We start from the raw sequence: 25,004 nt of genomic DNA, 5'->3' as shown, positions 1-25,004 counted from the left end.
TAATGGTTACGGCTTTGGTTTACCAGAGACCTTTATGCTCTGTTTTCGAAGAAGAACAATCATAGTCAGGCTTACCAGAATGAGTGCTGAAGCCAGGCTTGGCCAGGGGTGGTTCTGACTGAACCATACAGCGATTCCAAGCAAACCGATATTACAGCCCAGAATCACCAGGGCGACCTGTTTATGGCTGGCGCCGTTTTGGACTGCCTTTTGATAACAGTGTTCCCGGTGAGCTTGCCAGATTTTTTGCTTTTTAAGCAGACGCTTTATCAAGGTGAAGGTCGCATCGCAGAGGTAATAAAGCGGCAGGATAAACGCGGCCGCCCAGAGTCCCTGGGAGATTAACAACAGGAAAAACCAGCCGAGAATGTACCCCAAAGGAATTGAACCGACATCGCCCAGAAAAATCGAGGCAGGTTCCCAGTTCCAGATCAGAAAGCCTGCTGTCGAAGCCATAACGATAAGGGGCAAAAACTGGAAGTCCGAGGGGAGGGGGAGTTGCCAGGCCAAGCAAATTAAACCAAAGGTTATCGAGATCGTCTGGATACCCGAAATTCCGTCGATCCCATCCATGAAGTTGTATAGATTGATCAACCAGATCCAGGCAAGACCCAAGATCAGGTGATCGAGCCAAAGGGGGATATATCCGTGAAACAACTGAACGGTCAATCCCGCACGATGCAGGCCCCAAAACCCCAGAACCACCGCGAGAACCTGTATCACGAGGCGCGTTTTTGCGGATAAGTTTTTTAAATCGTCAAACCATGAAATCGCCATCAGAGCCAGACTTCCTGTCATGATCTGCCAAAAACCTGGTAGGATTTCGTTTGCGGAAAGTCCATAGCCCAGCCAACCGGTAAGCAGAACGGCCATTAGCGCAATTCCTCCTCCTCTGGGAGTCGGGATTGTGTGACTGCTTCGTTCATTTGGCGTATCAAGGACACCTTTGCGCAGTAAAAATTTGCGTAACAGGCCCGTGGCAAGGCAGGAAGCAAGGCAGAAAAGGGCAAAAATTGTTAGAAGATCAAGCACAGAATTTACAGGTCCCACAGGTTGCTTTGGTCAGGTTCGTCATCTGTTTTTTTGTTGGTGACTCTGAGCAGGTTCCAGTCAACTTTTGTTTCATTACTGGTTGTTACACCGCTCATGATAACCTGTTGGCTTCTTCTGATATCACCAGCTTTGCCGAGGTATATGCTGGGTTCGAGTGAAAGATGCGCTCCCTGACAGGTAATCTGCCATCCTCCCCCCTTTTGCAGGCGTAGCAAAATGGCATCAGCACCATTGATCAGGGATGCCTGGACATCCGGGTGTAGGTGAAAGCGGACAGAAAAGTTGACTTTATCGGCTTGTGTCTTTGAACTGGGTGGAGAAAAGGTATCAATACCGACAAGCCCTTCACCCTTCGCCAGGACTGTGATCTGTCGATAGTGAACAAGCCCAAATTTTTCCAGATAGCCGTCATGGCTCATATCCAGAGAGACTTCGCCAGAGCGTTCGTCTCGTCTGCAGGTCACGTTATGGGGGCGGCGCGCCAGACCGTTGCTCGGGGTCAGATAAGCCGAGTTTGTTTCCGACAGGGTTGCTGTTGAATGAGCTGCTGTTGCTCTTGGTGCCCAACGCCATTGCGGATGATGGCGCTGGACACCACAATTGCTGATCAGGCGTTCACGTCCAATCGACATCTCGAAGCTGAGCGTGCCTGCATGAGCGCTGAGATCAAGGCCGGGCGGAGGGGGAGCACCCGCATCTGCGATCAGAAGTATTCGACCTGACTGAATGCGTTGAAAACCACTTTGCGGGGCGGACATAAGGGGTTGCTTTCTGCCTTCCGCTCTTTGCAACACCATATCGATCTGCCAGCCATGATCTTCGTTTGAGTCGTTGAACAGACAAAGTCCCCCGTCCCCGTGAAGGAAGAGGCGCAGGACCGGCGACATGCTCTCAATTGCGGTGATTATGTAACCTGGAACTTCCCTGCCCGAAGCATGCAGCGTGGCTCGAATATCGATCAGATGACGCAAAACTTCGAGATGGATATGCGGGCTGCGCTGTATGTGTCCACCATCAGGCAAAATCTGGCATGGTAATTCTCTGACCAGAAGTCTCAAGGCTCGCTGAAGCCAAGGTTCCCCGGCAGGCAGGCAGGTGCCAGCATAGAGAAGGCCTTTTATCGCTCTGATCAGTTCGACGCCAGTCAGACCAGCAGGGAGACAGTTGAAAAGGTATCGGGCCTGTTGGGCGACGGATTCCAATAATCTTTGTCGAACTTCTATATCGGCCGAGCTGCCAAAAAATTCATAGTGACCAAGCCAGTTGTAAAGACGGCATCCTGTCATGGAAGGCTCCCAGGAAAGGGGTCTCCAGCTGCTGTTGTCTTCTATCCAGAGGGTGACCATCTGGCGGGCGGATCTTCTTGCCTGATCGCCAGCAACAGCACGCAGGTCACGCAGCCACCCAAAACAATGTAGTTCCTTGACGAACTCCTGTTCGGCGCCAAGAGGGTTCCAGAGAGGGGCGGGGTTGTGGATAATCTGCCCTGCCAGTTCCATCTGTCCGGCAAGGATGTTTCGTCCTCGTGTTGTGTTGCCTAGCCACGGGTCTGAGGGGGCGAAGATGAGACTGGTGATCGGCCGTCGCATTACCTGTAGCGAGAACAGGGGGCTGATGTAGTAGAGATATTTTAATTTGAAACGAATTCTGGCAAGAGCAAGAGGGCCCGGTAGTCTGAAAAAGGCAGACAAACGTTCACTCAGGTTCGTCTTCCCCCGAACCCACCGATCTGAAACCCTGGTATTTTCTGGTGATTGGGACTGGCTGTGCCCTTCCATCTGTGTACTCTTACTGGCCCTTCATTTTGAGTATGTTGGCAGCGTAGTGATCTGGACCACCTTTGAAGGTTGCGGTTCCGGCGACGAGCAGATCTGCCCCGGCGGCAATGGCTTGAGGCGCTGTTTCAAAATTAATACCACCATCAACTTCCAGATCGATATCTTTTCCTGTCGCATNAATTTTCTGCCTCAGGGACGAAATTTTATCGAGCGCACCAGGAATGAAGCTCTGTCCACCAAATCCCGGGTTCACAGACATGACAAGCAAAAGGTCAAGGTCTTCTATGACATGGTCCACAATATCAATCGGGGTTCCTGGATTGAGAGCCAGACCAGCTTTAATACCCAGAGATTTTATCAGCTGAATGGTGCGATGAAAATGTGGGCCAGCTTCAGGGTGAATGGTGATGATATCGGCGCCTGCGTCGACAAATGCTTCAATGTAGAGATCCACAGGTGAAATCATCAAATGCACATCAAAAGGTTTGTCTGTGGCTGAACGGACAGACTTGGTAATCGCCGGCCCGAATGAAATGTTCGGAACAAAATGACCATCCATGATGTCCACATGAATGTAATCAGCGCCAGCTTGATCAAGACGCTGTATTTCCGTGCCGAGCTGGGAAAAATCAGCAGCGAGTATTGAGGGAGCTATGCGGATGGGTTTTTGCATTTTCCTGCTTCGTTCTGTCTGGGGCCTGTCAGCCAAAAATGAAAGAAATGTTCTTTGACTTTGGTAACAGCAACACCTGTTTTTCGCAAGATGATGGTTGTATGGCTGACATTGCTTCCCTGCAGTTGACCAAGCGTGGAAATCTTCTTTTCTGAATTGTGAAACGAGGCGTTAAGCAAGAATTAAATGTTTCAGCATACGATGGTATGTAAATGAGAGTGTTTTTTTGATTTTTTAGATAAAATTATACTTTAAGCCAGAAAATCAAAAGAAATAGGGCTGTAGGAGGACCTTTCGATGAAGAGATCCGGTATGGTTTCTAATTTAAAAATAGCGCAAAAACTGCCAATACTCTTTGTGGTTATTGCGATATTGTCAGTTGTTTCTGTCGGGGTGTTTTCTGTAATAAACACATCCAGCAATCTTTTAGACCAGCAACAACAAACGTTGCTTGCCCGTGCAGAGGCAAGAACGGCATCCTTGTCACAATATCTTCAGTCGATTGAAGAAGATATCACAATCACAGCGGCCAATGGTTACGTTCATAATGCTTTGTCTAATCTGGCCCTTGGGTTTCGGGATGAAAAAAGACTACATAGCGATCCGCTAAAATCCCTGCAGGGGGTTTATATTAACGAAAGCGGTACAACCGAAACCAATGCGGTCGGGAATAAAGAAAAGCTTGGCGAAAAGCATCTCTTTGACGGACCTGCACTTGATGATGCTTATCATATTGAACACAAAAGGTTTCATCCGTGGTTCCGTCAGATGCTGGATGGTCGTGGTTATTACGATATCTTTCTGGTCGATGCCGAAGGGAACGTTGTCTATACGGTTTTCAAGGAACTGGATTATGCTACCAACCTGCTGACAGGACTATATAAAGATACAGGTTTGGCTGAAGCGTTCAAAGGGGCACAAGCCAGTAAACAGGCTGGGCATATAACCTTTATCGATTTTGCGCCTTACAGTCCAAGCTATGGAGCGCCAGCAAGCTTCATGGCGACACCGATCATCACCTCTAACGGTTTTCAGGGCGCACTGGTCTTTCAGATGCCTATCGACCGTATCAACAGTATTCTGCAGTTGAGCACTGGTATGGGCCGCAGCGGGGAAACCTATGTTGTTGGTCAAGATTACCTGATGCGCAGTGATTCCAGGTTATCAAAAGAGCCTACCATCCTCAAAACAAAGGTTGATACCGAGACTGTTCGGTTAGCCCTTGACGGGAAAAGTGGTGTTAAAACAACCCCTGATTACCGTGGTGTTCCTGTTGAGTCGGCTTATGTACCGCTGAATTTTCAGGGTGTACGCTGGGCCATGATGGCCGAGATTGATGAAGAGGAAGTGTTGGAATCTTCACATGAAGCTGCCATCTATATTGTCTTGATAGGACTTGCTGTTCTGGTTCTTGTAGCTTTGTTGGGCTGGTATTTCGCCCGGTCAATCGTCCGTCCTATCCAGCAATCGACCAATGAAATGCTGAAACTTGCTGATGGCGACAAAACCTTCGAGGTTTCTGGCCGGGACCGGAGTGATGAAATCGGCGATATGGCCTCTGCTCTGCAAACCTTTAAGGAAAATGCGATCAGACAGGATGAAATGGCAGCAAAGGAACTGGAGATGGTTTCATTGCGCGAAGAACGGACAAAACGTATTGAGCAGCTGGTTGCTGCTTTTGAAAAAGATAGCAATGATATCCTGACGCAGGTTGGTTCGGCGGCTTCCCAGATGAAAAATACTTCTGGCGAGATGTCGTCTATTGCCCAAGATACAGCCATGCGGTCCAATACCGTTGCTGCCGCTGCTGAAGAGGCATCGGTTAACGTTCAGACTGTTGCAGCTGCAGCAGAGGAGCTCAGCTGCTCTATTGAAGAAATTAACCGTCAGGTTGGAGAGTCCAGCCAGATTGCCCGTGATGCTGTCTCCAAAGCGGATGCAAACATTGCAACAATCAGGGGGCTTGAGCAGGCTTCTAACCGGATTGGTGAGGTTGTCGGGCTTATTTCTGATATTGCCGAACAGACCAATCTTCTGGCTCTGAACGCGACAATTGAAGCGGCCCGGGCTGGCGAAGCAGGCAAAGGCTTTGCTGTTGTTGCCAGTGAGGTGAAAAATCTTGCCAATCAGACAGCCAAGGCAACTGATGAGATCAGTGGTCAGGTTAATGAGATGCAGGAAGTTACCAAGTCAGCTGTTGCTGCGATTGAAGCCATCGGGAAAACAATTGCGGCGATGAATGACATTTCCAACTCAATCTCTACTGCTATTGAAGAGCAGGGATCGGCAACACAGGAAATTTCCAGAAATGTTCAGGAAGCCTCTGCGGGGACTTCTGAAGTGACCTCGAACATGCAGGGTGTGAGTGAGGCCTCGTCTCAGACAGGGCATTCATCCCAGCAGGTTCTTGAAGCTTCCAATGAACTTGCGCGCCATTCGGAAGAAATGCGCAAGAATGTTGAGGCCTTTATCCAGGGTATCCGGGCAGCATAGCCCGGTATCCAGAGGTTTTTATCCAAGGGTTATCGAAACTCCTATATCCTCTTGAGGCGGCAGGCGTAAAAGCCATCTATGCCGCCTTCTTCTTTTTGGTGACAGGGGAGACAACGCAGGTCACCTTCAGGCGTTACAAGGGATGCAAGCCAGGGTTCAGGACCCAGGTCCCCCGCTTTGATGGGCAGTCGCTCGACCAGTGTTGGATTTTCCGCAAGAAGCTTTTCTATCTGCTCTACCCCTTCTTCCGGTTCCAGCGAGCAGGTCGCGTAGACGATAAGACCGCCGGGCTTCACCAGGGAAAGTGTGTTTTCCAGCAGCTTGCTCTGAATCTCGGAAAGCTGGTGGACATCAGCCTGGCGTTTGATCCGTCCCAGCTCCGGGTGCTTGCGCAAGGTACCTGTGGCAGAACAGGGAGCATCAAGCAAGACAGCATCAAAAGGCTGCTCTACCTGCCAGGTTGTTGCGTCTGTTGTCAAAATTTCTACGTCGAGATTCAGGCGTTTGATATTTTCTCTCAACCGCTTCAGCCGCTTGGCAGAAATATCAACAGCAGTTATGTTTGCGCCTGCTGCGGCAAGCTCAGCGGTTTTCCCGCCCGGCGCAGCACAGATATCTGCAACTTTCAGATTTTTTACAGGGCCGAGAAGCAGAGCTGGCAAACTTGCCGCAAAATCCTGAACCCACCACTCACCATCGTTGAAACCGGGCAGCTGGCTTGGATCCCCGGATCCTTGCGGCAGGCGAATCGAATTACCTGAGGTGACAGTACCGCCAAGCTTTTCTGCCCACTGTTCAGGAGCAGATTTGACGTTCAGATCAAGCGGTGGCTCTTCCAGGTGGGCAAGAGCGATGGCGCGGGTGGTCTCCTCACCATAGATCTTGTTCCATTTTTCCCACATCCACTTTGGCATGTTGTCGCGACTGTCATCCATTTCGGCCAACAGTTCTTCTGCCTCCCGAGAAATCCGCCTTAATACGGCGTTCATCAAGGGTTTGTGTCCGGCCAGACGCGGGCCACGGGCAAGATCAAGGGATGTACTGACTGCGGCGTGTGGCGGTGTGTCGAGGAACAGCAACTGAGCCGCGCCAAGACGCAAGATATCACGTACATCGATCATCTTGGCCGGGAGCTTGCGGCTCATACAGGCATTGATGGCTTTATCGATCTGCCCCAAGCGTCGCATCAACGTCGAGATCAGCAAACGGGTAAAGGCGCGATCCCGTTTTTCCATCGCCTCAAAGGCTGCCAGGTTGTTGCTCAGGGCCTCATCAAGAGTCTGCTGTTCCCGGAGAATACTTTTCAGGAGAAGTAAAACCAGTTGGCGCGGGTTTGCAGGCCGTCGGGGAGAAGACTCCCGACCTGAACTTGCTTTGCCGCCAGAACGGCTCTTGGAAGATTTTTTGCTGTTTTCTGTCATAAGCTACGGTTTATCACGTCTGGCAAAGGAGAAAAGCGATTTTTCAGCGCGGGTGCCATGCAAAGCTGGTTTTCTGTGTTTTTGAAGGCGTTTTGTCTCTGGAATTGTTTTTCGAACGGGGCTTGGCTTGTGACTTTTTACATGCCATATGAATAGGTATGACGAGAACATTTACGGCACATAAACCGGGAGGAAAGAGCCCGGTGGTTACTTCTTCCTCTTTGGAGGAAACCCCCGTTGTTGCCAATCGCAAGAAGATTATCGCTAAAGATCTCGAGCGTGCTCTTGAAGCCAGACTTCAGCGCGAAAAGGAGCTGATGGAAGGCCTGGAGCAGAAAAAAGAGATCGGTGGTCCGCAAGGACTGGAACCGACACGATACGGTGATTGGGAACGCAAGGGAATTTGTGTGGATTTCTAGGTGTCTGATAATTTCACCGCGGGCCAAATTGTAAAGACCAGATTCTAAGTACCGGAGTTACTTTCTTTATGGAGCTTCTAGCCCCTTATCGCCGACGGATTGATGATCTTGATGACCAGATCATGGAACTCTTTTCCCAGCGCTTCCAGGTTATTCGCGAAGTGGCTCAACTCAAGAGCCAGCACGGTGTGCCTGCCGTGCTTCAGGACCGGGTTGATGAAGTCCGGGAGCGCAATGCAGAGACAGGGAAGTTAAAAGGTGTTGATCCCGAATTTGTGCGACGTCTTTATACGCTGATCATCAACGAATCCTGCGAGCTTGAAGATCGGCTTATGGGCAAGCGTTAGGCTTTTGTGCCGAAAGACCTCCCGACCAGAGTTTTTTTCTTAACCAGGGCGACTGCGCAGCCCAAAGCGTTTGATCGGCTTCAGGTTAACCAAGGCAACACCCAGTACTGTCATGACCATACCGATAAGGGCTGTGGACTGGAAAACCTCGTCATAAAGTATCCAGGCCATCAGGGATGCTGTGGGAGGCACAAGAAAAAACAGGCTTGAGACTTTAGAAGCTGCGCCTTTGCGGATCAGAAGATACAGCAGGCTGATGGCCCCGACAGACAGGACAATGACCAGCCATGCCATGGCAAAAATCATTTCTCCGGTCCAGTTGATGACCATGGTCTCCGTGAAATAGGCTAAAACACCGGTGGGGACTGCTGCCGCCGTATACTGAATGACAGCGCCTGTCCTCAGATCCATTTCGCCACAGAAACGTTTTTGATATACAGTTCCGATAGAAATGCCGATCAGGGCGATAACGGCGATGGCGACACCGAGTTCGGTGCCCAGACCGTCTTCCAGTTTGGACCAGACCACGAGAACCACACCACTGACGCCCAGGACCAGTCCGGCCCACTGTTTGAGTGTTACCTTTTCCTTGAGAAATAGTCCGGCGACAAAAGCGACCAGCAGAGGTTGAATACCAACAATCAGGGCGGCAACACCGGCTTCAAGCCCTCGTTCAATGGCTGCGAAGACGCCCCCGAGGTAAGTTGCATGAAGCAGAATGCCCGCGATAGCGATATGTAAAGCCTGTGTCATGCTCTTGGGCCAGCGGGCTTTCCAAATCAGGGAAATAATCAGCATAAGAGCCACGGCAATGAGGAAACGGGTTGCCAGCAATGTCATGGTCTCGGCATAGGGCAACGCCATTTTTGCGAAAACAAAGCCTGAGCTCCAGAGAATGACAAAGCTGCCAGGAGCGAGGGTGGCGAGGAGGCCGGAAGACCCGTTGGTTTGCTGGGGCATTTATTTTCCTGTTGGCGTTGGCCGGCTGGATAAACTGGAGAGACCCTTCTTGCATAACAGCAGCAAAGGAAATTTGCAGTAACGATATTCGGAACGAAAAATTGTTCGGGTTCAATTTTACAACGGATTTTTTGACAACTTTTCATCGTTGCGGTGAAAGCGGGTTCATGAAAAATTGGTACCAATATACTCTTGTATTTTTCAAAATTTAGGAGCCAGCCTGATTTTGCCCAACTCTCCGAGATCACCCAATACACCTTTACTGGAAATCAGTTTGGTAAAAGAGGATGTCCTGCCTCTTCAGCGGCAACTCTATGTCCAGATCAGGGATCTGGTGCTCAAGGGGCGTCTTCTGCCAGGAGAGCGCTTGCCTTCAACCCGTTTTCTGGCCAAGGAGCTTTCCTGTTCCAGGAATACGGTTTTGGGCGCTTTTGACCTTTTGTTTGCTGAAGGGTATCTGGAGGGGCAAACAGGCTCGGGAACCTTTGTTTCCGGGGTGTTGCCTGAAGATCTGGGAACTATTACCCAGGTACTAGGGGAAAAGGAGCAGACAGGGGGAGTGAGATCTGGCCGTGGTTTGTCAAAGCGCGGGCTAGAACTTGCGGCCATGGAAAAAAGGGTGCACCGGAGTCACCGGGTTTTTGCCCCGGGCATGACCGACCTTGATTCCTTTCCCTTTCCACTTTGGGCGCGGTCTCTGGCGCGAACCTGGCGCTATCCCAAAGATGATGTTTTGCGCAACCCTGATCCCTGTGGTTATGCGCCCCTGCGCAAGACGATTGCCGATCACCTAAGAGCCGCGCGGGGACTGCAGTGTGACTGGCGGCAGATTATGATTACATCCGGGTCCCAACAGGCGGTTGATCTCATGGCGAGGGTTCTGCTTGATTCCGGGGATCAGGTCTGGTTTGAAGAACCGGGCTATCCGGGGTTGCGAGGGCCTCTTCACTCTGCGGGAGTTACAACAGTCCCCGTGCCTGTGGATGCAGAGGGGCTTTCAGTTAAAGAAGGCCGACGCCTGGCCCCCTCGGCCCGAATGGCGGTGGTCTCGCCCTCCCACCAATATCCGCTCGGGGTCGTGATGTCTTTGCGCCGTCGTCTGGAATTGCTTGATTGGGCGATGGAAAATGATTCCTGGGTGCTGGAAGACGACTATGACAGTGAATTTCGTTTTTCAGGGAATCCCCTGTCTTCTTTGCAAGGACTGGAAGCTGAACGTTTGCAAAGGGGCGGGCAGGCGGGCAGGGTGGTTTATCTCGGTTCTTTTTCCAAGGTCCTGTTTCATGTGTTGCGTCTGGGGTATGTGGTTGTGCCCGAGGATCTGGTTGATTCAGTGGCCGCAGCCAGAGCCCTGCTGGACGATCGCTCTTCCTTGCTGGCACAGCCTGCACTTGCTGATTTTATGGCTGAAGGTCATTTCTCGGCCCATATCCGCCGGATGCGTCGTCTTTATGCTGAGCGGCAGATTTGCATGCTCGAGAATATCAGGCATTTTTTACCGGAGTATCTGGAGGTTGAGCCCGATGAAGCCGGATTACATCTGACAGCATTTCTGAGCGATAAAGTTACGCAAAAAACGACCGATCGCGAAATCGTCAGACGCGCCGACCAAGAGGAGATCTCGCTTTCACCCCTGTCTTTGTTCTATGCCGTGCCGGAAAATGTTCAACAGGGATTGATGATGGGATACGGGGCCTGTAATCGTGAGGAAATCGAACAGGGCTGCCAAAGGTTGGCGGACATTTTTAAGAAGGCTGTAGCATGAAGGACGGGACCGGTAGTCCTTCAGGTTTTCGGAAAATCTTTTCTTTTGTCCTGGTAAACGTTAGGTAGAGTAAATCCTGGCGGGGAAATTCACTGGAACAGTTTCTTCCTCACCACTCGGTCTAGTGAAGTGGAATGGAATGCGCGATGAAGCCCCTGAACGATTTTCCCAAGTCTGTCTGTCGTAATATTCGTTTTGTTTTGACCGATATTGATGACACGGTCACCAGTGAAGGCCGCTTGACCGGGGAAAGTTATCTGGCGCTGGATCGCCTGCAGAAGGCGGGATTCCATGTTATTCCTATTACGGGGCGACCTGCTGGCTGGTGTGATCATATTGCCCGCATGTGGCCTGTTGATGCTGTTGTCGGCGAAAACGGCGCTTTCTATTTTCGCTATGATCACGGCAATCGTAAAATGACCTGCCGTTTCTGGAAAGAGGAGGCTGAACGGAAGCTTGATCGAGAGAAGATCGAACAGCTCCGGCAGTCAATCCCCCTGGCTGTTCCGGGGAGTGGAATTGCTTCGGACCAGGATTACAGGATTGCTGATCTGGCTGTTGATTTCTGCGAAGATGTTGCCGCTCTGCCACAGGAGAAGATTGACCGGATCGTCGAGCTTTTTAATGAAGCGGGAGCCAAGGCAAAGGTCAGCTCAATCCATGTAAACGGCTGGTTTGGTGATTATGACAAGCTGACCATGACAGAAATGCTGTTTCGGGAAGTCTATAATCTTGAGCTGGAAGATGTTCTTGATCAGGTTGTTTTTGCAGGGGATTCCCCGAACGATGCCCCGATGTTTGCCCGCTTCCCCCATTCGGTCGGTGTGGCGAATGTTGCTGATTTTGTCGGGCGTATATCCGATGAGCCAACCTGGATCACCGATAGCCGGAGCGGACAGGGGTTTGTCGAGCTGGCAAATCTCCTTATCGGATGACGAACCCGGGGCAACGGGGCAGAGGTTTTACTCTTCGGCTCTGGAATCATCGAATATTCCGGTTGGTAGTCCATCAATACTTCGGGTGTTTTTTCTCTTCCAGTATTTTTGCACACCTTCGGGGCCCATATCTTCGTAATAGGGAATGAGTTCCTTCTCTGCACGGCTTTCGACAAACTGCATGACGGGAACGCCTGTGCCGCAGGAAGTCTGGACCAGATCAATATTCATGATGAAGATCTGGCGGCTTCCGGCAATAGCGGGAAAGGCGGCCAATGACGTTTCCCATTCGGAATCTCTGGGGTGGAGAATTTTTGCCTGTCCATAAACCCGGAGTATCAGGGCTGAGCCCTCAAAGGCACAAAACATCAATGTCATGCGATTTTGGTCCTGCAAGTGAGCTGCAGTTTCGTTGCCACTTCCACTCAAATTAAGCCACATGATTGTCGTATCATCGATAATACGCAGGCTGTCCACGCCTTTGGGAGAGAGATTAACCCGGCCCTTGTGACCAGCAGTGGCCACAAAAAAAAGTGGTTGCTGTTCGATAAAGGAGCGATGTGTTTCCAGCAATTTAGATGTTGTTGCCATGATGTATCCTCATGAAATATGAAAACACATGAGAACATTTAGGGAACAAAAAATCAACAGAGATTCAATTTCAAATTTTTTCCTTTGATGACACTATAAGTAATACTAATGTTGCTAATTGTTGGCCAGGCGATCAGGTTAGCCTGCTTTTTTCCGGGTTCACAGGATAAGCCCAATGGCCAACAGAATGCCGATACTGGACAGTAGGTCTTTATTTCTAGGATAGTTTTTAGTGTCTCATCTCGATCTTGATCTGCGTGCGCTGGATGTTTTTGTTACGGTTGTTGAAGCAGGGGGAATGACAGCTGCATCACAACAAAAAGGAATTACGCAGTCAGCCGTTTCCCAGGCTGTTGGCGGGCTTGAGAAAAAGATGAACGTCAAGCTGATGGATCGTGCAGTACGACCGCCAGCTTTGACTCCTGCCGGGCGTACCCTGTTTGATCGGGCTAAATCCCTACTTGATACGGCTCGGGAAACATCTTTTATGGTCCGGGCTCACCAGCAAAGATCTTTGCCGAGGCTGAATGTCGGAATGGTTGACTCCTTCGGGATTACGGTTGGGCCACATCTGGTCAAAGAACTGATGGATGAGGCGCTGGAGTGGTCGGTCTGGTCCGGTCTGACCAAGCTACATGTGAAGCGGCTGTTCACCCGGGAAGTGGATGTCGTGATCACGGAAGGCAGCGTGGAGACGGAAGAGAGAATTATCTCTCATCGTCTGCTGCGCGAACCCTTTGTTCTGGCTTTGCCTGTGGGATACACAAAAAAAATAGAAAGCCTGAAAGCGCTGTCGGAAGATATTCCTCTGGTCCGTTACAGCTCGCGATCCCTGACCGGGATAAACATCGAGACACATCTGCGGCGTCTTGGGATTGAGGCGCGGCGCCGGTTTGAGTTCGATACGGCAGATGCGACGCTTGCGATGGTTGCTGTCGGGATTGGCTGGGCGATTACAACGCCGCTTTGTCTCTTGCAGGCAAAGACACATTTGCCGTCAATCCGTTGCGAGCCCCTGCCCGGGCCTGCTTTTTCGCGTAGTCTGATGCTGGCAACCCGCCGTCATGAACTGGAATCTCTGCAAAAAATGATCAGCAAGAAGTCCTGCGAGATTCTGGAACAACGCTGTTTGCCCGAAATTTCCCGTTTTGCACCCTGGGTTATAGAAAAAATGCATGTTGGCGAAAAAGCAGTTTAACTCGACAGGGCTGCTAGCTGCTTCTCGCGATAAATCAGGCTGGTTTGCGCAGGGATTTGACATAGCCCAGTGCATAGTCGAAGCCTGACCAGGCAGTGACAGCTGTGGCAATTGTCAACAACCAGAAAGAAACCTGGACGATATCCATGTACTGGCTGAAAAATCCGCTCAAGGCGTAGAGGCCGACTGTCCAGACCTGGGCACAGGCCTGAACAATGGCCTTGATCTTTCCGCTTGAGCGCGCGGCCATGGTAAAGCCCTGTTGCTGGGCGAAGATCCGCAGATAGGAAACCACGATATCCCGGGTGATAATAATCGCGACAAACCAGACGGGTATCCAGCCAATTCCGAGAAAACCGATAAACACCATGGCACGGTAAAGACTGTCGCTCATGGGATCGATAATCATTCCGAGCTTGGTGACCTGGCCATAGCGCCGGGCAATGTGGCCGTCTGCCATATCGGATATTTCGGCAATCATCATCACCACAATGGCTGTGATCAGAAAGGGTTGTGTACCCTGGGTGAGCAGGTAAATGACAATGAAGCCTGCGCCGCTTCTGAAAACACTGAGCCAGTTGGGTAGATTCATGCTTTCGTTACCCTTTGCATGTGATGATCACAAGGAACTGTGATGGTCTGTCACAGCCCGGAAAAGTGGATTTTTGTCCGTGGACTAACGATAATTTTGGTTTATAACAGTCACGGTATGTTGCCACAAGGATGATCAATTCCTATTTGAGAGATTCTAATATTTTATAGAGGGCGTTAATAGAAGAATAGATGAAGTCCTGGTTCAAGAACAAGATGCACGCCCGCAATAAGCAAGAACCGAGCGCAGGAATGCTTCGGTTACTTTATTTTCGTCTCGTGATTCCCGTACTCAGGTCTGTTGACCAACCGGAGATTGTTGCCCGGGGCGTTATGATGGGACTGGCGTTGGGTATGACGCCGACAGTTGGTGTCCAGCTCTATATGGTTTTTGTTGTCTGGTGGGTCTGCCGCTATGTATTGCACTGGCAGTTCAGCCTTATTATCGCGATGGCCTGGTCCTGGTTGTCTAACCCTCTGACGATGCTTCCGCTCTATTACCTTTATTATGTTACGGGACGGTTGTTGCTGCTCGATTTTGATCCGGAACAGGACTTTGAAAGCTTCTCCAGAACCATTGGTCAGCATCTGACTTTTGAGTCCGGCTTGTGGGGAACTGTGGTCGAGGTTTTCCACTTTATGCTGGAAAAGGCTGGAACTTCAATTTTGGTCGGATTTCTTCCCTATAGCATTGGTTTAGGGCTTATCGGCTATTGGGTGTCTTTCAAACTCGCAACACGGTATGCCGAAGCCCGAAAAAAACGCCTGGCGGGGCTTAATACAATCGACGGGGCGTCTTCCTGAAAAAGAAAAAACAGGGGCGCGAATAAACGCGCCCCTGTCATCAGTATGGTTAATTACAAACGCGTGGTTATGAAGCGGGTTTGATACCAGTAACCATGTTTTTCCCGTCTTGCTCATCAAAGGTCACAATGATCTCGGTCCCGGGAGCAAGGCCTTCTACCGTCTGGTTTTCTGGCAGCTGCAACACGGTTCCATCTTCCATTACAATTGTGTTGGAAGCCGGATCTGTTGTCATGACCCGACCGGCAACCTCTGCAGCATTGGCAAGGGAAGCCACGCCAAGAAAACCCAGAGCACAAGAAGCAAGAAGCAATTTATTCATTGTATAATTCCTTTATCGTTCTGTTGTTGCTGTCCTCAAAACATAGGGTGGGCAAGGGGGCAAAGTGAAGGGACAAGATCTGGTCAAACTTTGGCATCCTCTTTGTACATTTTTGTGTCAGAAAAAGGGTAAGTGACTGAATAAAGGCTGTAATTTGTCAGGCCTGCCATAGTATTTGGGCATCTGTGGCAAATGCGCCTCTTAAACCGCAAAGCTGTGGCATTTATCTGTTTGAGACAGCAGTCGGACGGGGGTTTCAAGATTCGTTCAGCAAGATCTGCGGGGGGAAATCTTATCTTGATTCGTCATATTCAAGTCACTTTTATTTTGCAAGTTTATGTGATTGTTTAAAACAAGTTCACTATGAGGAGTAGAAATATGAGTGATGTCCTGGCAGGAGGATGTTTTTGCGGCAAGGTCCGATATCAGACAAGTTGTCTTGATTCGCCTTTCAAGGTGAACTGCCATTGTCGCAATTGCCAGAAGCTGAGTGGTGCTGCTTATGTTTCTATAATGGCTGTTCCCGAAAGCAGTTTTACGGTGACAGGGGAAGTAACCTGCTTTGAAACGATAGGGGGTAGCGGTAAAAAAATGCGGGCATTTTGTTGTACTAGTTGCAACAGCCGTATTTATGGGAAATCAGAGAACTCTCCAGAGTTGGCCTTGATTATAGCTGCGACGCTCGACGAGCCTAGTCGCTTTAAACCTACTGCGGATATGTTTGTCAAAAATGCCCTGCCCTGGGATTCAATGGATGATAGCATCCCCAAGTTTGATGCTTTTCCGCCAAGAAGGAGTTGACTGATGAATTCCGGGTTTACCGGCTTTCCGAAAGCCGGGTTTGATTTTCTCGAGGAACTTAAAGAAAACAATACGCGGGACTGGTTTCAGGCGCATAAAAAAAGATATCGAGAAACGCTGCAGGACCCCTTGCTTGATTTTATTCAGGCCATGGTCGAGCCCCTGGCAGGGCTGACACCACATTTTGTTGCCGATGCCCGGCGCAATGGGGGATCAATGTTCCGTATTCACCGCGATGTCCGCTTTTCCAAAGACAAACGCCCCTACAAGGAACATGCAGCCTGCCACTTTCGTCATGGCCTGGGGCGGGATGTCCATGCCCCCGGTTTTTATGTTCATCTTGCCACTGATGAAGTGTTCTACGGGGCGGGGATCTGGTTGCCGCCCAGTGATGCACTATACAAAATTCGTCGGGCCATTGCGGATCGCCCGGAAGCCTGGAGCAGGGTCATTGAGGACAAGCAGTTGCAAAAGATGTTTGGGGGTGTTGGCGGTGATGGTTTGCTCCGACCGCCCAAGGGCTTTGCCGCTGACAGTCCCCATCTGGAGGATCTGAAACGCAAAACGCTATTCCTGATGCACCGCTCTTCCCCCGAAGCTGCACAAAAACCTGAATTTTTGCCGGATGTTGTGAAGGCTTATCAAGCGGCCATGCCGATGATGCATTTTCTCTGCAAGGCTGTTGATGTACCTTGTTAGAGGGGATCAATCCTGCAGTTTAAGAAGGGATTGGTCTGGCGGGATGGAATTTTCCACATGCTCAAGCCCCCAACTAAAGAGAGCAGCAAGAGCAGGTTGTAAATCCTTGCCTTTCGAGGTCAGGGAGTAGGTATATCTAACCGGGTTATGCTGATAGGCTTCTTTGCTGATGATGCCGACCTGCTCCAGCTTTTTCAGTCGATCTGCAAGGATGTTGGTGGAAATTCCTTCTGGCGAGGCCAGGAATTCCCCATATTGGTTTTTGCCGAAAAACATCAAGTCGCGAATGACAAGCAAGGTCCACCTGTCGCCAAGAATATCAAGTGACCGGGAAATGGGACAACTGGAGCGCATGACTGACCTTTAGCAGAGCGGTATTAATCCTGATGTCATAGTCTATCACAGAGCCCCTTTCAAAAATAAAGCAACAGAGTTTCCCCGGTTTTCCGATTTCTCCTTTTCCGGTTTCTCCTTTTCCGATTTCTCCTTTGCCGATTTCTGTGGGCTGCGGCTTTTTTGCAGCTTGTCCCCAGCTGTTGAGAGAGAGATAAAGGGAGCGAATTGTTGTAAGGAAAATTTGGATGTACCTCATTGCTGATGCTGCAGGCCCGATAGGCCGCTCTGTAACCGAACAGCTGGTCGGGCAAGGCCAATTGGTCAGAATTCTGACGGCGGATGCGAGCTGTCGAGATCTCTGGCGTGGGCGGGGAGCAGAGGTAAACGAAGGAGATCCCGCACATAAAGCGAGCTGGATAAAGGCACTGGATGGTGTCCAGCGGCTATTGCTTATATTACCTCCCTTCAGCCGGGATGATGGCTCCTTTACGTACCGGGAAAACTATTGCAAGGCTCTGTTTGAAGCTCTGGATGATGTGCCGGAAAAACCCGAAGTGATACTCCTTTCTGCCATGGGTGCAGGAGAAGCCACAGGTTGGGCCGATTTTTTCTCTGATGTCGAAAAGAAACTCATGGACCGCTGCAGAGATCTGATGGTGCTGAGGATCGCGTTCCTGATGGAAAACCTGGCGCCCGCCCTGACAATGGCAAAAAGCCATTCGGTGTTTCCTGTTTTCCTGGCTGATGGCCCCGCTTTCCCAATGGTGGCAAACAGGGATGTGGTGTCCTTGTTGCTGTCCGCGCTCCTTGACCCGGCAGCCGGGCAGCAGTTGCTGGAATTACACGGTCCCCGGGCTTTCAACCTTGACGATATTTCAGAAGCGGTTCGCAATGTTCTGAGCAAACATATTGCTGCGATTTCTCTTCCCGAAGACCAGTGGTCCCAGATTTTTCAGGATCAGGGTCTGTCCGCAGAAACAGCACAGCAATGGATCATTTATTATCAGGGATTGAACAGCGGCCTGGTTTGCGCCGATCCACAGGCGATACCTTTGGCCGGTGAAACCAGCCTTTCGGATGCCCTGTTTCAGATCTGGAAGGCTTTACAGCGAGACGAGCGCGCCGCGGTTGACCCGGAGCGAAAGATTTACGAAGGATTGGTCTAGAGGCGCTGCTGTGCTGGATGTTTTGATAACACAGGTGGAGTAGGCCCCTAAGCCCTTCCTCTTCTCTACGGGTTATCCTGTGATTATGAGGGGCGTGGATTCCTGAAGCGGTGTCATGACTTCTATTGCGAGGCTCTCCATCTCAGTGAGGGAAACGAGCTGTTTCAGAGAGGCCTTGCCTGCCATGAGATCATTGGAGGCATGAGCATTGGCTTCGGTATCCCAATAGTAAATGCCAATCCATTTTCCCTGTGACGTTTTGACCAGACTTTGGTGCAGGAAGCCTGGTAACTGCACCAAATCCGGGACCATTACACCGACAGCTTTGATCATTTGTTGATCCATTACACCCGGCTTTGCGTTCCAGCTGACAGTTTCAATTACATACATTTCAACTTCCTTGTTCGATATTGTTTAAAGCAGATACCACTTTATTGCTGGATAAAATGAAAACAATTGCTGTATTTTCGAAGTGAATGTTCTTGTAATGGAAATAATATGGATGATTTTGATCGTGGTCTGATGCTTCGGTTGGTTGTGGAGCAGGGAACCATGGCAGGAGCTGCGAGGGCGTTGCATGTCAGCCCTTCAGTGGTCAGTAAGCGGCTTGCCGAACTTGAGAACCTGCTCGGAGTTCAGCTGTTGCGACGAACCACACGCCGGATTTCACTAACAGAAGCCGGGGAGCATTTTTACAACAGGATGCGGTTTCTGGGAGGAGAATGGCAAACCCTGCTGGAAGAGACAGCCAGTCTTGGGCAGACCCCGCGTGGGAAATTGACAATTGCGGCTCCGGCACCTCTCTTAAACCGGTTTTTGGTACCTGCTATCGGTGAGTTTATGCGCCGTTATCCAGATATTGAAACCGAACTGCAGGCTGTCAATTATGACAAGCTGCCCCTGTCTCAGGTTGATGTATCCTTGGCACGTTGGATATCTGGCTTTGATTCGGGGGCGTTTGTCGGTGCGCGGATATGCCGATATCATAATTTCCTTTTTGCTGCTCCAAGCTATCTGGCTGAGCGGGGAGAGCCCGGACTCCTTTCAGATCTGTCTGCACATCAATGCCTCTGTTATGGGGTGGGGAAAGGGAGAACGGAGTGGCAGTTTCCGGGGCATGCTCCAGTGATGGTCGAAGGGAAACTGAGAAGTGACAATACTGACGCTATTATTGCCGCTGCGGTCGATGGTCAGGGGATTGCCTATATCCCGGCCCTAATTATCGAAAAGGAGTTGGCGCGAGGAGAATTGGCCCCTGTCCTGCAGGAGCTTTCCAGCGCCCCCTTCGAGATGTGGGCCTATTACCAGCAGCTGGATTACGTACCGCTAAAGCTCAGGGTTTTTCTGGATTTCCTGAAGCAGAAATGGAATTGATTTAAGATTTGGATAGAAAAGTAAAAGAGGCAAAGCGGACTGATGCTGCTTTGCCTCTTTTCTGTTTTGTAGTCTATCTGTTCATGCGGTTTTCGATGAGATCGTCAACTACACTTGGATCAGCAAGTGTCGAGGTATCGCCAAGGCTGCCGTAGTCATTCTCGGCAATCTTGCGCAGGATACGACGCATGATTTTACCAGAACGGGTTTTGGGCAGGCCGGGAGCCCACTGCAACAGATCTGGCGTTGCGATTGGTCCTATTTCCTTGCGTACCCAGGTCACAAGCTCCTTGCGCAGCTCATCGCTGGGTTCTTCTCCAAGATTGAGGGTGACGTAGGTGTAAATCCCCTGGCCCTTGATATCGTGGGGATAGCCAACGACAGCGGCTTCGGCGACCTTGGGGTGAGCGACAAGAGCGGATTCAACCTCAGCGGTTCCCATGCGGTGGCCGGAGACATTGATCACATCATCTACACGTCCGGTAATCCAGTAATAGCCGTCTTCATCGCGGCGACAGCCATCCCCGGTGAAGTAAAGGCCTTTGTAAGTCGAGAAGTAGGTCTGGATGAAACGTTCGTGATCGCCATAGACTGACCGCATCTGGCCGGGCCATGAGTCGGAGATGCAGAGGTTCCCCTCTGTCGCGCCATCTAGCGTGTTACCCTCATTATCAACCAGTAATGGCTTTACACCAAAGAAGGGGCGTGTAGCGGATCCCGGTTTGAGCGGCGTTGCCCCTGGCAGCGGTGTGATCAGAATTCCACCTGTCTCGGTCTGCCACCAGGTATCTACGATTGGACAGCGTCCTTCGCCAACAACTTCATGATACCACATCCAGGCTTCGGGGTTGATCGGTTCGCCAACCGACCCCAGCAAACGCAGGGAGGAACGGGAGGTTTTCTTCACTGCAGCAAGGCCTTCACGCATCAGAGCACGGATAGCGGTTGGGGCGGTATAGAAGATATTGACCTTGTGCTTGTCACATACTTCCCAGAACCGCGAGGCGCTGGGGTAGTTGGGGACACCTTCAAAAACAAGTGTGGTCGCCCCGTTGGTCAATGGACCATAAACGATATAGCTGTGTCCGGTAATCCAGCCCACATCGGCAGTACACCAGTATATATCGCCGTCGTGATAGTCGAAGACATATTTGTGGGTCATTGAAGCATAAACGAGATAACCGCCCGTGGTGTGCAAGACGCCTTTCGGTTGGCCCGTCGAACCGGAGGTGTAGAGAATGAACAGAGGATCTTCGGCATTCATCTCTTCTGCCGGGCAGCTGTTGTCAGCAGCTTCGCAGGCTTCATGCCACCAGACGTCCCGCTTGTCAGTCCAGCTGATCTTGCCGCCGGTGCGTTTGACAACAAATACCGTGTCGACATCAGGGCAGCTTTCAAGCGCCTTGTCCACGTTGGCTTTCAGTGGAATACTTTTCCCGCCACGAAGTCCTTCGTCAGCTGTGATGACACAGTTTGATTTACAGCCCTGAACACGCCCTGCGAGAGCATCGGGAGAAAATCCACCAAAAACAATTGAGTGCACAGCACCAATTCTGGCGCAGGCAAGCATGGCATAGGTGGCTTCAGGGATCATCGGCATGTAGATGGTGACCCGGTCCCCCTTCTTTACGCCACGCGCCTTTAACGCATTGGCAAAACGGCAAACGTGATCATAGAGCTGACCATAAGTGATATATTCATGTTCACTGGGATCATCGCCTTCCCAGATGATGGCGGTATCATCTTTTTTCGTGGGCAGATGGCGATCGATACAGTTGTAACAGACGTTGGTGGTACCGTCTTCATACCAGCGGATATGAACATCACCGGGTCCAAAGTTGATATCCTTAACTTTGGTAAAGGGTTTGAACCAGTGTATTCTTTTGCCATGTTTGGCCCAGAAAGCTTCAGGGTCCTCAATGGATTGTTGATACATTTGAAGGTAACGAGATTCATCTACCCAGGCTTTTTCCGCAAGATTTTCCGGGACTGGGAAAACAGTGGCGTCCGACATGCTTCGGTCTCCCTTATTTTTATTTATTGTTGCGCCACTTCTTTGAGCGGCGAGTTTTTCTTCGCAGGGATTATTTACGCAAAAAGATGCTTTCTCAAGATCTATCTGGAAATTTTCGATAAGTTATTGGTCTGATAATGAAAAATTATACCGCAATGCAGCAATATCTTTATTCTAAGGTTCTGAAATATTTTGAAATTTGGCCAGGTGATATGAGTTTAATGTCTCAGGACCATGTTTCTGAGCTCTGGCCGCGGCGAACAACGACTTTTGGTTTATCCGGCTCTTCAAATATCGTTATGTCATTACAGGGACGGCCAAAGTAATAGCCCTGTCCCAAATCGATAGAACAGTCAATCAGCATGTTGGTTGTGGCTTCATCCTCGACCATTTCCGCAACAGTTCTGATATTCAGCTTTTTACAAAGGTCCGCAATGGAGGAAAGGATGTGAGTCGAAGTCGTATCATCCAAGGCTTCCCTGACATAACTGCCGTCAATTTTGAGAACATCAATCTGGAACATTCGAAGATATTGCAAGGAAGCCTCGCCAACACCAAAATCATCCAGGCAGACCTTATGGCCGAGCTTGCGCAAGGTCTGCATGGATTGATTGGCCAGTATCGGGTCGGGAATCTTGGTGGATTCCGTAATTTCGAATAATAGTTTTTCAGGGGTATCTTTGAAGGGCGCAAGCATCGGGATCAGCTTTTCAATGAAATCCTGTTCTCCGATGGAGGCGGCAGAAAGGTTGACGGCCAGCTGTCGTCTGAAATTTTTACTTGGGTTATTTTCCAGCCACTTGATTGCTTTACGGCAGACAGCAAGATCAAACCCCTTGATCAGGTTAAGATCTTCGGCAGATCTGATGAAATCCTGGGGGGATCCTGTTTCGTCATTAATACGTGCGAGAACTTCGTAGTGGTGAATTGCACGAGTCTTCAGATCAATAATTGGCTGGAAAACAATCATGAAATCAGCACCATTGATCACGTTCTTGATCCGTGTTGCGGTCTTTTGTATCCGGACGAGAATCTCTGGCAAGGAATGAGCCAGCTCTTCCAGACTAAAAGCCTGATTATGGTCCTGGGCAAATTGCTGGATCATAAAGCTTAAAGCCTGGGCGGCATTCCCGCCAGAAATACCGCTGTCTGCAAGGGCGATGCTGGCTTTTTCAATTTTGAGACCAACCCCTGCGGGATCTGCGGCTTGAACCTGACGGGTGATTTCGTTGCTGAGGTGCTCGATGTCCAGATCCGGGCGACTGATCAATCCATAGCGTCCATTGCCAAAAGACGCTGCCGAGTTGGCTTCTGAAGAGCTGGCGCGAAGATAACTGTTAATGGTTTCGCTAAGCTCGGATCTGGTTTCTTTGGTTAAACGTTTGGCAAATTCATCATAATTTTCCAGCTCGATAAAGGTCAGTTTGTCTTCTGGATTGCTTTTCTGATGCTCAATCACAGCTTGGCCAAAACTGATTCTGTCGTGAACCTGTGGGGCTTCTATCGCATGAGGGGAAGGAATTTTGCAGGACAGAAAAAAGTGCTTTTCCAGATCTTCGACATAATATCCAGTGATTGAAAGGTCCCGCGGACCTTCTGATTTTTTAACAAAACGGATATTTATGGGATCGGGACGGTTTCCACCAATCATGCCATTGAGCAGCTGCTCTAGCACAGGAAGTTCCTGGCGAACAACGAGGTCAAATAATGACATGCCTGTCAATTCGTCTACTGTGCGACCAAAGAGACTCTGGGTCGCCCCGCTGATAAAGACAATTTTGTGGGTATCGGAAAGTTCAATCAGCAAATCTGCGCGGCAGAAAGCAAAAGCCAGGAAACGGTCACGGGCCTGGCGTAGAGAAGCGATTACCTCGTTTTCACTCATGGATGCTCCGACTGGCTTCACTGATCCATGCTGTTACCTTGGGGCATATCTGGAGATAACAAATGCAGGCACAGGGATCATTACTCAAAGTCCTATTCTAGAGAGCAGGAGTTAATAGAAAATAAATGAAATTCAAAAGAAACAAATCCGAGTATTTCCTATTTTTTATATTTAAAATTAACAGCTTATTCTGTTTTCTCCTGTTGTTACTTGGTTAAGAATTTTGCTTTAAACTGCAGGAAAGCCTTCTTGGTTCCAAATGTGTTATGATAGGCCAAGGACGTTGATCAAGTGTCGATAAGTGGAAGCGAACGTGCATATGCCGACGAACAATCTCAAATCCAAAGTACCGACACGGGGGGGGCCTGATCTCGAAGATATTGTGGCTTCAGCCGAATCTGCTCTGCAGGGAATGGAGCAGGAATACGAGGTCTGGGTTGCCGAAGATGTGGAGAAAATCTCGAAGTTGTTGGAAAAGGCCCGCGAAAGCAGTCCGGCTCCGGAAGCCCTGATTGATGAAATACAGGGGATCAGCCATGACATCAAAGGTCAGGCGGGGACCTTTAACTTTCCCCTGCTGACGGAAACAGGTAAATCCCTGTGTAAACTGATCCAGAAAGATATGGTTGCGGCCTGTCAGCGGCTGGATTTGATTGAAGCGCATGTTGATGCCATGCGGATCATCATCTCGCAGAGAATTAAAGGCAGTGGTGGTGCTGTTGGCAAGAGCTTGACATCTGCTCTGAACCAGGCTGTTGAAAAGGTTTTGTCCGAAGGCGGGAAAAAATAGAAATATTCGGTATTTTTTCCCTCGGATGGATTTAGGTATTCCCGGAGTATTTGGCTATACTTCCGGTGATGTCTGCCCTATTTTGCAAATGGTCTGCCATTCAGCTTTGGTAACAGGCATTACCGAAAGCCGGGACTGTTTTAACAAAGCCATTTCCTGAAGGTCTTTTTCTTCTTTGATTTCTGCAAGGCTTACTGGTCTGTTCAGGGCTTTGACAGTCCGAACATCGACCATGCCAAAACGGCCGCTCTCATCTGTATGATCCGGATAGTATTCGCGGGAAATTTCAACGATTCCTACGATGCTTTTCTCCTTCACGGAGTGATAAAAAAAGGCGCGATCCCCCACCTTCATGGCCTTCATGTAATTTGAAGCCTGGTAGTTGCGCACGCCGTTCCAGTGCTCGTTTCCTTTTTCGACCTGGTCCTGCCAGGACCAGCTGCCTGGTTCGGTTTTGATCAGCCAGTATGCCATAAAGCCTCTCCCTGTTTCCAACCAGCGCCAGCATAACATCGGGGATCGTTATGACAACTTTGTTGTCTATCGCTCCTGCTCTGTCACGGGCTGACTGGAAGGAAATCGGGAGTTG

General features: G+C 50.0%; 25 protein-coding genes. 12 read left to right on the top strand and 13 right to left on the bottom strand.

Features of this window, described 5'->3' with window-relative positions; genetic code table 11:
- Positions 1–6: 6 nt before the first annotated feature.
- From B152_RS0100245 to rpe, 3 genes are all read right to left on the bottom strand, one after another.
- The gene (locus tag B152_RS0100245; RefSeq protein WP_051082924.1) at positions 7–873 is read right to left on the bottom strand and encodes an MraY family glycosyltransferase; all 867 of its coding nucleotides are present in this window, start codon (positions 871–873) and stop codon (positions 7–9) included.
- A 164-nt stretch (positions 874–1,037) separates the two neighbouring features.
- Complete coding sequence (locus B152_RS21870; protein ID WP_020590357.1) at positions 1,038–2,831, bottom strand: heparinase II/III family protein; 1,794 nt, start codon at positions 2,829–2,831, stop codon at positions 1,038–1,040.
- Positions 2,832–2,841: 10 nt separating this feature from the next.
- Positions 2,842–3,504: a ribulose-phosphate 3-epimerase gene (gene rpe / locus B152_RS0100235; RefSeq protein ID WP_020590356.1), complete on the bottom strand. Its 663-nt coding sequence runs from the start codon at positions 3,502–3,504 to the stop codon at positions 2,842–2,844.
- Positions 3,505–3,801: 297 nt separating this feature from the next.
- On the opposite strand from rpe, the gene B152_RS24805 reads away from it, so the two are divergent.
- Entirely contained in the window at positions 3,802–5,997 is a 2,196-nt protein-coding gene (locus B152_RS24805; RefSeq protein WP_020590354.1) for a methyl-accepting chemotaxis protein, read from the top strand.
- 41 nt (positions 5,998–6,038) lie between these two features.
- Here the strand turns inward: B152_RS24805 and rsmB are convergent, their stop codons facing one another.
- Entirely contained in the window at positions 6,039–7,418 is a 1,380-nt protein-coding gene (rsmB, locus tag B152_RS0100220) for a 16S rRNA (cytosine(967)-C(5))-methyltransferase RsmB (protein WP_020590353.1), read from the bottom strand.
- A 158-nt stretch (positions 7,419–7,576) separates the two neighbouring features.
- Between rsmB and B152_RS26355 the strand changes: the two genes are divergently transcribed.
- Together B152_RS26355 and B152_RS0100210 are read left to right on the top strand one after the other, a co-directional pair.
- Positions 7,577–7,837: a DUF1674 domain-containing protein gene (locus B152_RS26355; protein WP_083921752.1), complete on the top strand. Its 261-nt coding sequence runs from the start codon at positions 7,577–7,579 to the stop codon at positions 7,835–7,837.
- Between the two features lie 68 nt (positions 7,838–7,905).
- Positions 7,906–8,184, top strand: coding sequence for a chorismate mutase (locus B152_RS0100210; RefSeq protein WP_020590351.1), 279 nt, complete (start codon positions 7,906–7,908; stop codon positions 8,182–8,184).
- A gap of 39 nt (positions 8,185–8,223) precedes the next feature.
- Here B152_RS0100210 and B152_RS0100205 read toward each other — a convergent pair whose 3' ends face one another.
- Positions 8,224–9,144: a DMT family transporter gene (locus tag B152_RS0100205; RefSeq protein WP_020590350.1), complete on the bottom strand. Its 921-nt coding sequence runs from the start codon at positions 9,142–9,144 to the stop codon at positions 8,224–8,226.
- Positions 9,145–9,418: 274 nt separating this feature from the next.
- Between B152_RS0100205 and pdxR the strand changes: the two genes are divergently transcribed.
- A complete protein-coding gene (gene pdxR / locus B152_RS0100200) occupies positions 9,419–10,909 on the top strand; it encodes a MocR-like pyridoxine biosynthesis transcription factor PdxR (protein WP_020590349.1) in 1,491 nt (496 codons plus the stop codon).
- Positions 10,910–11,055: 146 nt separating this feature from the next.
- The gene (locus B152_RS0100195; RefSeq protein WP_020590348.1) at positions 11,056–11,844 is read left to right on the top strand and encodes an HAD family hydrolase; all 789 of its coding nucleotides are present in this window, start codon (positions 11,056–11,058) and stop codon (positions 11,842–11,844) included.
- Positions 11,845–11,871: 27 nt separating this feature from the next.
- Here B152_RS0100195 and B152_RS0100190 read toward each other — a convergent pair whose 3' ends face one another.
- The gene (locus B152_RS0100190; RefSeq protein WP_020590347.1) at positions 11,872–12,435 is read right to left on the bottom strand and encodes a pyridoxamine 5'-phosphate oxidase family protein; all 564 of its coding nucleotides are present in this window, start codon (positions 12,433–12,435) and stop codon (positions 11,872–11,874) included.
- 232 nt (positions 12,436–12,667) lie between these two features.
- On the opposite strand from B152_RS0100190, the gene B152_RS0100185 reads away from it, so the two are divergent.
- The gene (locus tag B152_RS0100185) at positions 12,668–13,633 is read left to right on the top strand and encodes a LysR family transcriptional regulator (protein ID WP_020590346.1); all 966 of its coding nucleotides are present in this window, start codon (positions 12,668–12,670) and stop codon (positions 13,631–13,633) included.
- Between the two features lie 34 nt (positions 13,634–13,667).
- On the opposite strand, the gene pgsA is transcribed toward B152_RS0100185, so the two are convergent.
- Positions 13,668–14,225: a CDP-diacylglycerol--glycerol-3-phosphate 3-phosphatidyltransferase gene (pgsA, locus tag B152_RS0100180; RefSeq protein WP_020590345.1), complete on the bottom strand. Its 558-nt coding sequence runs from the start codon at positions 14,223–14,225 to the stop codon at positions 13,668–13,670.
- A 191-nt stretch (positions 14,226–14,416) separates the two neighbouring features.
- Between pgsA and B152_RS0100175 the strand changes: the two genes are divergently transcribed.
- Positions 14,417–15,028, top strand: coding sequence for a DUF2062 domain-containing protein (locus B152_RS0100175; protein ID WP_020590344.1), 612 nt, complete (start codon positions 14,417–14,419; stop codon positions 15,026–15,028).
- Between the two features lie 67 nt (positions 15,029–15,095).
- Here B152_RS0100175 and B152_RS0100170 read toward each other — a convergent pair whose 3' ends face one another.
- Positions 15,096–15,350: a DUF1344 domain-containing protein gene (locus tag B152_RS0100170; protein ID WP_020590343.1), complete on the bottom strand. Its 255-nt coding sequence runs from the start codon at positions 15,348–15,350 to the stop codon at positions 15,096–15,098.
- Positions 15,351–15,728: 378 nt separating this feature from the next.
- On the opposite strand from B152_RS0100170, the gene B152_RS0100165 reads away from it, so the two are divergent.
- Together B152_RS0100165 and B152_RS0100160 are read left to right on the top strand one after the other, a co-directional pair.
- Entirely contained in the window at positions 15,729–16,151 is a 423-nt protein-coding gene (locus B152_RS0100165) for a GFA family protein (protein WP_026261139.1), read from the top strand.
- A gap of 3 nt (positions 16,152–16,154) precedes the next feature.
- Complete coding sequence (locus tag B152_RS0100160; protein WP_020590340.1) at positions 16,155–16,850, top strand: DUF2461 domain-containing protein; 696 nt, start codon at positions 16,155–16,157, stop codon at positions 16,848–16,850.
- Between the two features lie 6 nt (positions 16,851–16,856).
- Here the strand turns inward: B152_RS0100160 and B152_RS0100155 are convergent, their stop codons facing one another.
- Positions 16,857–17,204, bottom strand: a complete 348-nt coding sequence (locus B152_RS0100155) for a winged helix-turn-helix transcriptional regulator (protein ID WP_020590339.1) — start codon at positions 17,202–17,204, stop codon at positions 16,857–16,859.
- Between the two features lie 227 nt (positions 17,205–17,431).
- Here B152_RS0100155 and B152_RS0100150 point away from each other — a divergent pair, with 227 nt between their 5' ends.
- Positions 17,432–18,352: a Rossmann-fold NAD(P)-binding domain-containing protein gene (locus B152_RS0100150; RefSeq protein WP_020590338.1), complete on the top strand. Its 921-nt coding sequence runs from the start codon at positions 17,432–17,434 to the stop codon at positions 18,350–18,352.
- A 72-nt stretch (positions 18,353–18,424) separates the two neighbouring features.
- Here the strand turns inward: B152_RS0100150 and B152_RS0100145 are convergent, their stop codons facing one another.
- A complete protein-coding gene (locus tag B152_RS0100145) occupies positions 18,425–18,742 on the bottom strand; it encodes a hypothetical protein (protein ID WP_020590337.1) in 318 nt (105 codons plus the stop codon).
- Positions 18,743–18,850: 108 nt separating this feature from the next.
- Here B152_RS0100145 and B152_RS0100140 point away from each other — a divergent pair, with 108 nt between their 5' ends.
- Entirely contained in the window at positions 18,851–19,726 is an 876-nt protein-coding gene (locus B152_RS0100140; protein ID WP_020590336.1) for a LysR family transcriptional regulator, read from the top strand.
- Positions 19,727–19,799: 73 nt separating this feature from the next.
- Here B152_RS0100140 and acs read toward each other — a convergent pair whose 3' ends face one another.
- Together acs and B152_RS0100130 are read right to left on the bottom strand one after the other, a co-directional pair.
- A complete protein-coding gene (gene acs, locus B152_RS0100135; RefSeq protein ID WP_020590335.1) occupies positions 19,800–21,740 on the bottom strand; it encodes an acetate--CoA ligase in 1,941 nt (646 codons plus the stop codon).
- A gap of 226 nt (positions 21,741–21,966) precedes the next feature.
- The gene (locus B152_RS0100130) at positions 21,967–23,625 is read right to left on the bottom strand and encodes a sensor domain-containing phosphodiesterase (RefSeq protein WP_020590334.1); all 1,659 of its coding nucleotides are present in this window, start codon (positions 23,623–23,625) and stop codon (positions 21,967–21,969) included.
- 319 nt (positions 23,626–23,944) lie between these two features.
- Between B152_RS0100130 and B152_RS0100125 the strand changes: the two genes are divergently transcribed.
- Complete coding sequence (locus tag B152_RS0100125; RefSeq protein WP_020590333.1) at positions 23,945–24,415, top strand: Hpt domain-containing protein; 471 nt, start codon at positions 23,945–23,947, stop codon at positions 24,413–24,415.
- Between the two features lie 54 nt (positions 24,416–24,469).
- Here B152_RS0100125 and B152_RS0100120 read toward each other — a convergent pair whose 3' ends face one another.
- Positions 24,470–24,889, bottom strand: a complete 420-nt coding sequence (locus B152_RS0100120) for an EVE domain-containing protein (protein WP_020590332.1) — start codon at positions 24,887–24,889, stop codon at positions 24,470–24,472.
- Positions 24,890–25,004: the final 115 nt, after the last annotated feature.

The sequence above is a fragment of the Kiloniella laminariae DSM 19542 genome, from assembly GCF_000374005.1.
Lineage (GTDB): Bacteria > Pseudomonadota > Alphaproteobacteria > Kiloniellales > Kiloniellaceae > Kiloniella > Kiloniella laminariae.
The sequence above is the reverse complement of the archived record's forward strand: the minus strand, read 5'-3'. Positions and strand labels throughout refer to the sequence as shown.